The sequence below is a fragment of the Fusobacterium varium genome, from assembly GCA_021531615.1.
GTDB classification, from domain to species: domain Bacteria; phylum Fusobacteriota; class Fusobacteriia; order Fusobacteriales; family Fusobacteriaceae; genus Fusobacterium_A; species Fusobacterium_A varium_C.
In genome coordinates, this window is record JADYUE010000062.1 from 1 (window position 1) to 9708 (window position 9708).

Consider the following 9708-nt stretch of genomic DNA (forward strand, 5'->3'; position numbering starts at 1 on the left):
GATTCGCAATCAGAGAAGGTGGAAGAACAGTAGCTTCTGGAGTAGTTGCTGAAATCACTAAATAATTAATTTAGTAATTAACCTTACTTGAAGGCAGAAGGGAGCAGAAGATTTCTGCTCCCTTTTTTTAAAATTACAGGAGAAATAATGGATTTTTTTGCAAAATTTTTTGAAAAAATAAGTATGCTAGAGATAATTATATTATTTGCAGCTTATTTTTTAGGAATAAAATTTCCTGATTGGGATTTTAAATTGAAACTGAAGCATAGAAGTATTCTTACTCATAGTCCTTTAGCTCTATTGTTTTTAATAAGACTTTATGAGCAGGATCAAAATGAAGTATTTAGATATTTTTTAATTGGTTTTGCAATAGCATTGGCATTACACTTTATTTTTGATCTTTATCCTAAGGGGTGGGGTGGAGGAGCACTATTAAAAATACCTATTTTAAAAATAAGTTGCACACCACAAGTGACAAGAATTCTTCTAATTTTATTCATTGTTCTATGTTCTATTACAGCAGTAGGATATACCAAAAATACGATGGAATTCATATGTATTTTCTCTTTGGGAGTATTTACTATATTAAAAGATATGAAAAAAGAGGGAAAATTATTGAGACCATTTTTCTCATATACTTTTTTTCTTATAATTATAGGGTGTATAAAATACAAAGAGGTATTGGAACAAATATTAAAAGGGGTAAATTTTATTACTAAAAGTATTTCTACATTTTTTTAATATAATTTTTTTCCTTTTCTTGACAATAATGTGTATAAAATAATATAATTTATAAAGAATATAAATATTTGAAAGGAGAAACAAATGAAAGATATTAAAATTCTAGAAGAAAAAGCTAATAGTATCAGAAAATCTATAGTAAAAATGATCTGTGAAGCTAAATCAGGACATCCAGGAGGATCATTATCTGCAACAGATATATTAACAACTCTATATTTTTCAGAAATGAATATAGACCCTGCAAATCCTAAGATGGAAAACAGAGATAGATTTGTTTTATCAAAAGGACATGCAGCTCCTGCACTATATGCAACATTAGCAGAAAGAGGATACTTTGATAAAGAACTTCTTGTAACATTAAGAAAATATGGATCTTTCCTTCAAGGACATCCAGATATGAAAAAAGTACCAGGAGTAGAAATCTCAACAGGATCATTAGGACAAGGATTATCTGTAGCTAATGGAATGGCTTTAAATGCTAGAATTACTGGAGAATCTTACAGAACATATGTAATACTTGGAGATGGAGAAATTCAAGAGGGACAAGTTTGGGAAGCAGCAATGACAGCAGCTCACTATAAACTTGACAATGTATGTGCTTTCCTAGACTTTAACAATTTACAAATTGATGGAAATGTAAATGAAGTTATGGGAGTTGAACCAGTTGATGCTAAATGGGAAGCTTTTGGTTGGCATGTTATAAAAATAGATGGACATAACTTTACAGAAATTTTAAATGCTTTAGAAGAAGCTAAAAGTGTAAAAGGAAAACCAACTATTGTTATAGCTAAAACAATAAAAGGTAAGGGAGTTTCATTTATGGAAAATGTATGTGGATTCCATGGAGTAGCTCCAACAGCAGAAGAAACTGAAAAAGCATTAGCTGAATTAAATAGCAAATAATCTATAAGAAAAATCCAGGAGGGACTAACAAATGAGTAAAAAGGCTACAAGACAAGCTTATGGTGAAGCTTTAGTAGAACTTGGAAAAATAAATAAAGATATCGTAGTTTTAGATGCAGACTTAACTAAATCTACAAAAACTAGTATGTTTCAAAAAGAATTTCCAGAAAGACATTTTAATGTAGGAATTGCAGAAGCTGACCTTATGGGAACAGCAGCAGGACTTGCAACTTGTGGAAGAATCCCATTTGCTTCAACATTTGCAATGTTTGCAGCAGGAAGAGGATTTGAACAAATTAGAAATACAATAGCATACCCAAAACTAAATGTAAAAATAGCTCCAACTCATGCAGGAATCTCTGTAGGAGAAGATGGAGGATCTCACCAAGCTATTGAAGATATAGCTATAATGAGAGCTATACCAGGAATGGTAGTACTTTGTCCTGCAGATGCTGTGGAAACTAAAAAAATGGTATATGCAGCAGCAGAATATGAAGGACCAGTATATATTAGAATGGGAAGACTAGATGTAGAAACTATATTTGATGAGGAAACTTATGATTTCCAAATTGGAATAGCAAACACAGTTAGAGAGGGAAATGATGTTACAATAGCTGCAACAGGACTTATGACTTATGAAGCTATAAAAGCAGCTGATATTCTTGCACAAGAGGGAATCTCTGTAAGAGTAATCAATGTGGGAACAATCAAACCTCTTGATGGAGAAACAATATTAAAAGCAGCAAAAGAAACTAAATTTATAATAACAGCTGAAGAACACTCTGTTATTGGAGGTTTAGGATCAGCAGTATCAGAATTTTTATCAGAAGTATATCCTACTAAAGTTAAAAAATTAGGAATCTATGATAAATTTGGACAAAGTGGAAAAGCTACAGAACTTTTAGAAAAATATGAGCTAACAGCAGCTAAATTAGTAGCTATGGTAAAAGAAAATATGTAGTTTTATATTAATTAAGGCTGACTTTGAACTATAATTAAGGTAGATTTTAGTCAGCCTTAAATTTTGTTGAGAGAATTTTTAATGATGGAGTGGATATGAATAATAATTTAATGATGAGAGTTGAAAGAAATAGTTATACTAAGCATAGAACTAAGATAAAAAAGAAAACATTTATTCTTCTAGTTATATCCTTTATCATTTTAAATTTTTTCTTATCAGTTTTAATTAATATATCTTCAATAAATAAAAAAATTGATAACAGCTATTTTTTTACAGCTGATTTGAAAAGTGAATTAAAAGAAGAGGAAAAAAACAAGATAGAGGTAGAGATTTTAGGATTAGAAGGTGTGAGAAAAGTTAGATATTTATCTAAGGAGGAAGCTTTTAAAAATCTTCAAACTCAATTAGATGTGGCGATACCTAAAGGAGAGAATCCACTTTCAGATTCTTTACTTATATATTTTAATAAATTAGATGATGCAGAAAAAATACAAGAGAATTTAGAAAATAATCAAAATATCAAGGAAGTATTTGTAGATGCAGCTTTTATCAGTTATCAAGAGAGGGAGAAAAAATTCTATAACCTTCTTTTTGCTATGATGATGATAGTGTTAGTAGTTCCTTCAATTTTAGGGATCTACTATATTTTCTATAATGCTGTGGCTATAGATTTTTTAAACTATAATGATATTATTCCAGATGATAGAGCAAACTCAAGAAGAGCTAAAAAAGTGAATCTTCTTCCATTTACTGGAGCAGCTTTAATGGGAACCTTGATATTTTTTAATGTTTATACATATTTTAGAGAAGAGATAATAGAGATAAGTAGTAAGTATCTTATTCTTAGCATAGGAGAGATATTTGTTGTACAAGTTTTAGCAATAATAGCTATAAATATGATAATATGGATAAATCCTTTGAGACTTAGAGTTCTTTTTAAGGAGGAGTCTTGAAAAAGGTAGTTCTGTTTTTTATGATTTTTAGTGTTTTAGCTTTTTCAGATAGTGTAACAGATATGAAAAAGAAAGTAAAAAATATAGAACGTCAAATTAACCAAAAAAACACTAGAATAAAAACAATAGATGTAGAAAAACAAAAAATTCAAAAGCAGATTAAAGATATAGAAGATGATATTGTAAGAATAGAAAAAGATAGAGAAAAAACAGTTGAAGAGATAAAAACTGTATCTAAAAATATAGAGTATGGAGAAAAAAATTTAGATGTCAGTTCTGATGTAATGAAAAGAAAAAAGCTTGAGTATAAAGCTAAACTTATAGCTTGGAATAGATACTCTTGTGATAAAGATGATTTTAGCAATCAACCTCTTATGAGGAAAAATTTTAAAAATCTTCTACTTGGAGATCTGAAAAAGATGGAGTATATTCAATCTGTTCAAGTTGACATTAAAACAGTAAAAAAAGATATTGAGAGAGAGAAAATAAAGCTTAGTAACCTTAGAAATAAGCTAGCTCAAAATCTTAGAAATATCGATAGAATGAAGAAAGAAAAAAATATACTTATTGCTAAGTTAAATAATGAAAAATCAACACATGTAAAAACTATTAGTAAACTTCGTAAAGAGAAGGAGAGAATAGAAAAGCAGATAAAACAAATTATCGTTGCAAGAACAAAAACAGATACAAAGGTAGTAAATAAAAGTCAAGCTTATTCAAAACTTGGTAAAACTTTAAAACCTGTAGAGGGGAAAATTGTAGTGGTTTTTGGACAGGAAAAGGAAAAGGGAGTATCAAGTAATGGAATAGAGATAATGGCTCAAATGGGTAGAAAAGTAGTAGCCTCATCAGGTGGAAAAGTTATCTATGCAGATAATTTCCAAGGTTTAGGAAAAGTTGTAATGATAGACTATGGATATAATATGATTGGTGTCTATGGAAATCTGATCTCTACAAATGTAAAACTTAATCAAAGAGTTGAAAAAGGTGGAGATATTGGAGTATTAGGATTATCAACAGAAGGAAAACCTAACTTATACTATGAAGTGAGATTTAATTTAAAACCTATCAACCCTGTTCCTATGTTTTAGCTAGGAGGATAAAAGTGAAAAAAGTTTGCATTATATATAATACTGAAAAAGAGATAGCTCAAGAGTTGTATAGAGAGAGTGTAGAATATTTTCAAAAAAGGAATATAGAAATTTTAGATAATAATAGAGGTAAAGAGGCAGATTTTGCAGTGGTTATTGGTGGTGACGGAACACTATTGAGATCTTTTAAGCAATTTATCTTTAAAGAAAATTTCTATGTAATAGCTATAAATGCAGGAAGTTTAGGTTTTTTAACAGAGATAAAGAGAGAGAATATATTTGAGGAGTATGATAATTTTCTCAATAATGATTTCAAATATGAGACTAGATATATTTTAGAGGCAAAGATAAAAGAGAAAACTTATTATGCACTAAATGAGATTGTAGTTTCAAAAGCTGGGATCACTTCAAGAGTTTTAAGAATAGCTTTTACAGCAAATAATGAGTATATGTGTACATATAAAGGTGATGGGGTAATAGTTGCAACTCCAACAGGATCAACAGCTTACTCAATGTCAGCAGGAGGACCAATTTTAAAATCTAGTATGAAAGCTATGGTGATAACTCCTATAGCTCCACACAATCTCAATACAAGACCTATAATTATAGGTGGAGATGAAAAATTAGAACTTCAAATGGCAGATAAAGAACGTACTGGACAAGTTATAGTTGATGGTCAAGTAAGTGAGGAGATAGATAGCAATACAACTATTGAGATAGAATATTCAAAAATGAGATTAAATCTTGTAATACCTAAGAACAGAAACTATTATAGTGTTCTTAGAGAAAAATTAAAATGGGGAGATAATCTATGTTAAGAGAGCTTAAAATAGAAAATCTAGCTATAATAGATGAACTTGATTTAGAATTTGGAGATGGGTTAATAGTATTAACTGGTGAAACAGGTGCTGGAAAATCAATTATTTTAAGTGGAATAAACCTTTTAATAGGAGAAAAAGCCTCTGTGGATATGATAAGAGATGGAGAAGATCATCTTTTAGCTCAAGGGGTTTTTGAAATTAATGAAGAACAGGCTGAGGAACTCTCAGCCCGTTTTGGTATTGATGTAGAGGATAATGAAGTAATAGTTAGAAGATATTTTGATAGAAATAGTAGAGGAAAAGTATATGTAAATGGAGTTAGAGTATCTCTTACAAATCTAAAGGAGATAATGGGAACTCTTGTAGATATAGTTGGACAACACTCTCATCAAATGCTACTAAATAAAAATAATCATGTTAGACTTTTAGATAAATTTCTAGGAGAAGAGGGAAAAGGGTTAAGAGGAAATATAAATAGAGTCTATTTAAAATGTAAAGAGGTATCTAATAGAATAGATGAGATAGAGAAAAATAGACAGGAAGCTATTGAAAAAAGAGAGTTCTATGAGTTTCAACTGAATGAGATAAATAGAGTTGCTCCAGAAGTTGACGAGGACAATAGGTTAGAAGAGGAGTATAAAAAACTTTTTAATGCTGGAAAGATAAAGGATAAGATTTTAGATTCAAATATTCAACTTCGTGATGGAGAGGTAAATGCCCTACATTTTATCAATAACTCAAGAAGAAATATAGAGTCACTATGTAAATATGGTGAGGAGTTTGAAGAGATATTGGAGAAATTGGAGAAAGTCTATTATGAGCTTGAAGATTGTATAGATATGTTAGATACTGCTGATAGAGATATTGATATAGATGAAAATAGACTTCAAAAGGTAATTGAAAGACTTGATCTAATAAATAAGATGAAGAGTAAATATGGTGCTACAATAGAGGAGATCATAGAGTTTAGAGATAGTATAGCTGAAAAGATTAACTTATTAGAAGAAAATAGTTTTGAAGTAAAGAAATTACTAAAAGAGAAGAAAGAGGCAGAGGAAGAGTATTGGAAGTTAGCTTTAGAACTTAGAGAATTAAGATTAAATAAAGCTTTAGAGATAGAAAAACTTTTAGAGCAAGAGTTGCAATTTTTAAAAATGGGAGATGCAAGATTCCATATTGTAGTTGATAAAAATGAGCATATGGGAAATAATGGTTCTGATTCAATAGAATTTCTAATTTCTACAAATATAGGACAGGGAATGAAGCCTCTTTGGAAGATAGCCTCTGGTGGAGAGGTAAGTAGAATAATGTTAGCTCTTAAAGTTATTTTCTCAAGAGTTGACAATATCCCTATTTTAATCTTTGATGAGATTGATACAGGAGTTGGAGGGGAAACAGTAAGAAAAATAGCTGATAAACTTAGAGAGATAGGAGATCATGCACAGGTGGTTTCTATTACTCACTCTCCAGCAATAGCTGCTAGAGCACACGAACAGTTCTATATAAAGAAAGAGACAGTTAATAATAAAACTTCTACCACTGTAAAAAAATTAGATGCTAAAGGAAGAGTTGTTGAGATAGCTCGTATGTTAGCTGGTGAAAATGTAACTGAAGCTGTTTTACAACATGCAGAGGAGCTTTTAAATGAGAGATAATATTGATTTTGTAGAGAAATTTTTCAATGATGCTAGAGAAAATCAGAGATTTTCAGATAGTACCTTAGATATGTACAGTAGAGATATCAATGAGTTTAAAGAGTTTTTAGGAGAGAAGGATATTTTAGAAGTAAATAATGAGATTATCTTAAACTATATTGAAAGTTTAAAAATTAGCTATAGTGATAGATCAATATATAGAAAAGTGAGTACATTAAAAACTTTCTATAAATATCTTCTTCAAAACAGGATAATAGAATCTCTACCAATTCAAGATATTCAACTTCCAAAACTGCAAAAATTTGTTCCTAAAGAGCTGGAACTTTATGAGTTAAATATGATATTGGAGAAATGTGGAGATAGTTTTGAGGGAATAAGAGATAGTTTAATAATAAAATTGATTTATGAAACAGGGTTACAAATAAATGATATCTTAAATTTAACAAGGGATAGTTTAAAAAGATATGAGTTTAAAAGTGTAGTTGTGAATAGAGGAAAGAATCTATTTTCAGAAACAATACCTCAAGAGTTAGGAGATAGATTAAAAGAGTTTGTACATATAGTAGAGGAGGTTTTTCCAGAGAGTGAAAGAGTTTTTCCAGAGCTATCAAGGCAAAATTTTAGAGCAAGATTTATAGCCTATGGAAAAAAGGCAGGTATAGATCATGAAGTTTCTCCAAATATGATAAAAAAAGCTAATTCTCAATATAGAGAGAGTGAAGAAGGTAGAGAAACATTGTTGGAAAAGATAAAAAAAGTATATTTAGAAATAGGAATAGGAGATGATTAATAGGTGAAAGCAGGATTTATTGCTGTTGTAGGTAGACCAAATGTTGGTAAATCTACTTTGATAAATAAGCTGGTGTCTGAAAAGGTAGCTATAGTTTCAGATAAAGCAGGAACAACAAGGGATAATATAAAGGGAATTTTAAATCTGAATGATAATCAATATATCTTTATTGATACACCGGGGATTCATAAGGCAAAGCACCTATTAGGTGAGTATATGACTAATAGTGCAATAAGAATTTTAAAAGATGTAGATGTAATTCTATTTGTATTAGATGGGTCACAAGAGATAAGTACAGGGGATCAATTTGTAATGGAGAGAGTTATGGAAGCAAAGAGAACTCCAAGAATCCTTGTTATAAATAAGATTGATAAGTTATCTGATGAGAAGTTAGCTGAAAAGAGAGAAGAGGTAAAGGCAAAACTTGGAGATTTTGATGGAGTTGTTGAGATATCTGGACAGTATGCTTTTGGACTTCCTAAACTTTTAGAGGCTATTGATCCATTTTTAGAAGAGGGGATAAAATACTACCCAGATGATATGTATACTGATATCTCTGTGTATAAGATAATAACAGAGATTGTTAGAGAAAAGATTCTTTTAAAAACTAGAGATGAGATTCCTCACTCTGTGGCTATTGAGATACTTAATGTAGAGAGAAGAGAGAATGGAAGAGATAAATTTGATATTAATATCTATGTTGAGAGAGATTCTCAAAAGGGTATAATTATTGGGAAGAATGGAAAACTTCTGAAAGAGATTGGTATTGAGGCTAGAAAAGAGATTGAAGAATTAATAGGAGAGCCAATATATCTGACTCTTTGGGTTAAAGTGAAAGAGGATTGGAGAAAGAAAAAACCATTCCTTAAAGAGTTAGGTTATGTAGAGGAGAAATAAAAGAAAATTTTGTGATATTAAAAAAGCTGAGAAAACATTTTTGAATGTTACTCAGCTTTTTTATTTAAAATATAAAGTTTTATCTTCCTATTAAAATAATTAAAATAGATAGTGTTCGTTTTTATATAAAATAGAGGAACTTTTCTTTAATAGAGTCTCCATTTTTTATGTCTATTAACATAAAAAACATTAATTTCTCCTTGACAAACGATTAAAAATAGAGTAATTATATTTTATAAACACATATTTAGTTAAATTTCAGTACGCCTTTTTTATATAAAAGCGAACTTTAACTAAAAAGGTAAGCAATATAAAGAAATAGGGGGAGTTAATTATGAAAAAAAAATTTATGGTAGTAGCATTAATGGCAGCTTTATCTACTGTTGGTTATGCTGGAAATTTCAAGTTACCAAATAATAGTGTAGGTGGACCACTTAATGTTGTTGTCCAAGTAGATAAAACAAATGAAAATTTTGAAGCAGTTTCAAATGCTATTAATGGATTACAAGATGAGGTAGCTGGCAAAGCAGATGCAAATGATGTTTATACTAAAGAAGAAGCAAATAATAAATTTGCTAGTAAAGATGAAATAAATGGAAAAGTAAATCAATCAGATTTTGATGCTCTACAAGGACAAGTAAATACTAATAGAGATAATATAGCTGCTCTAGATGAACAATTATTTGGAACAGGAACAACAGGTGGAGTTATTAATGATATAAACTCTAAAAATACAGACCAAGATAATAGACTAGATAAAATAGATGAAAAAAATCAAACACAAGATAATAGACTAGATAAAATAGATGAAAAAAATCAAGTACAAGATAATAGACTAGATAAAATAGATGAAAAAAATCAAACACAAGATAATAGACTAGATAAAATAGATAATA

Annotated in this window: 10 protein-coding genes; all 10 read left to right on the forward strand. The window is 29.7% G+C overall.

The features are described from left to right. Positions 1 to 147: 147 nt before the first annotated feature. Positions 148 to 741, forward strand: a complete 594-nt coding sequence (locus I6E31_11995; protein ID MCF2640681.1) for a hypothetical protein — start codon at positions 148 to 150, stop codon at positions 739 to 741. A gap of 84 nt (positions 742 to 825) precedes the next feature. Beyond that, positions 826 to 1644, forward strand: a complete 819-nt coding sequence (locus tag I6E31_12000) for a transketolase (GenBank protein ID MCF2640682.1) — start codon at positions 826 to 828, stop codon at positions 1642 to 1644. Positions 1645 to 1675: 31 nt separating this feature from the next. After that, on the forward strand, positions 1676 to 2605 hold the full coding sequence (locus I6E31_12005) for a transketolase family protein (GenBank protein MCF2640683.1): 930 nt from the start codon (positions 1676 to 1678) through the stop codon (positions 2603 to 2605). 95 nt (positions 2606 to 2700) lie between these two features. Continuing rightward, positions 2701 to 3558 (forward strand): cell division protein FtsX, encoded by an 858-nt coding sequence (locus I6E31_12010; protein MCF2640684.1) that lies wholly within the window; start codon positions 2701 to 2703, stop codon positions 3556 to 3558. Next, positions 3555 to 4649, forward strand: coding sequence for a peptidoglycan DD-metalloendopeptidase family protein (locus I6E31_12015; protein ID MCF2640685.1), 1095 nt, complete (start codon positions 3555 to 3557; stop codon positions 4647 to 4649). The genes I6E31_12010 and I6E31_12015 overlap by 4 nt, the downstream gene beginning before the upstream one ends. A gap of 14 nt (positions 4650 to 4663) precedes the next feature. After that, positions 4664 to 5467, forward strand: coding sequence for an NAD(+)/NADH kinase (locus I6E31_12020; GenBank protein ID MCF2640686.1), 804 nt, complete (start codon positions 4664 to 4666; stop codon positions 5465 to 5467). Beyond that, positions 5461 to 7125, forward strand: a complete 1665-nt coding sequence (gene recN / locus I6E31_12025; protein MCF2640687.1) for a DNA repair protein RecN — start codon at positions 5461 to 5463, stop codon at positions 7123 to 7125. The genes I6E31_12020 and recN overlap by 7 nt, the downstream gene beginning before the upstream one ends. 1 nt (position 7126) lies before the next feature. Further along, positions 7127 to 7915 carry a site-specific integrase gene (locus I6E31_12030; protein MCF2640688.1) on the forward strand — a complete coding sequence of 263 codons (789 nt, stop codon included), beginning with the start codon at positions 7127 to 7129 and terminating at the stop codon, positions 7913 to 7915. Between the two features lie 3 nt (positions 7916 to 7918). Further along, positions 7919 to 8812: a GTPase Era gene (era, locus tag I6E31_12035; protein MCF2640689.1), complete on the forward strand. Its 894-nt coding sequence runs from the start codon at positions 7919 to 7921 to the stop codon at positions 8810 to 8812. Between the two features lie 334 nt (positions 8813 to 9146). After that, a partial coding sequence (locus I6E31_12040; protein MCF2640690.1) for a hypothetical protein occupies positions 9147 to 9708 on the forward strand: 562 nt, incomplete at its 3' end.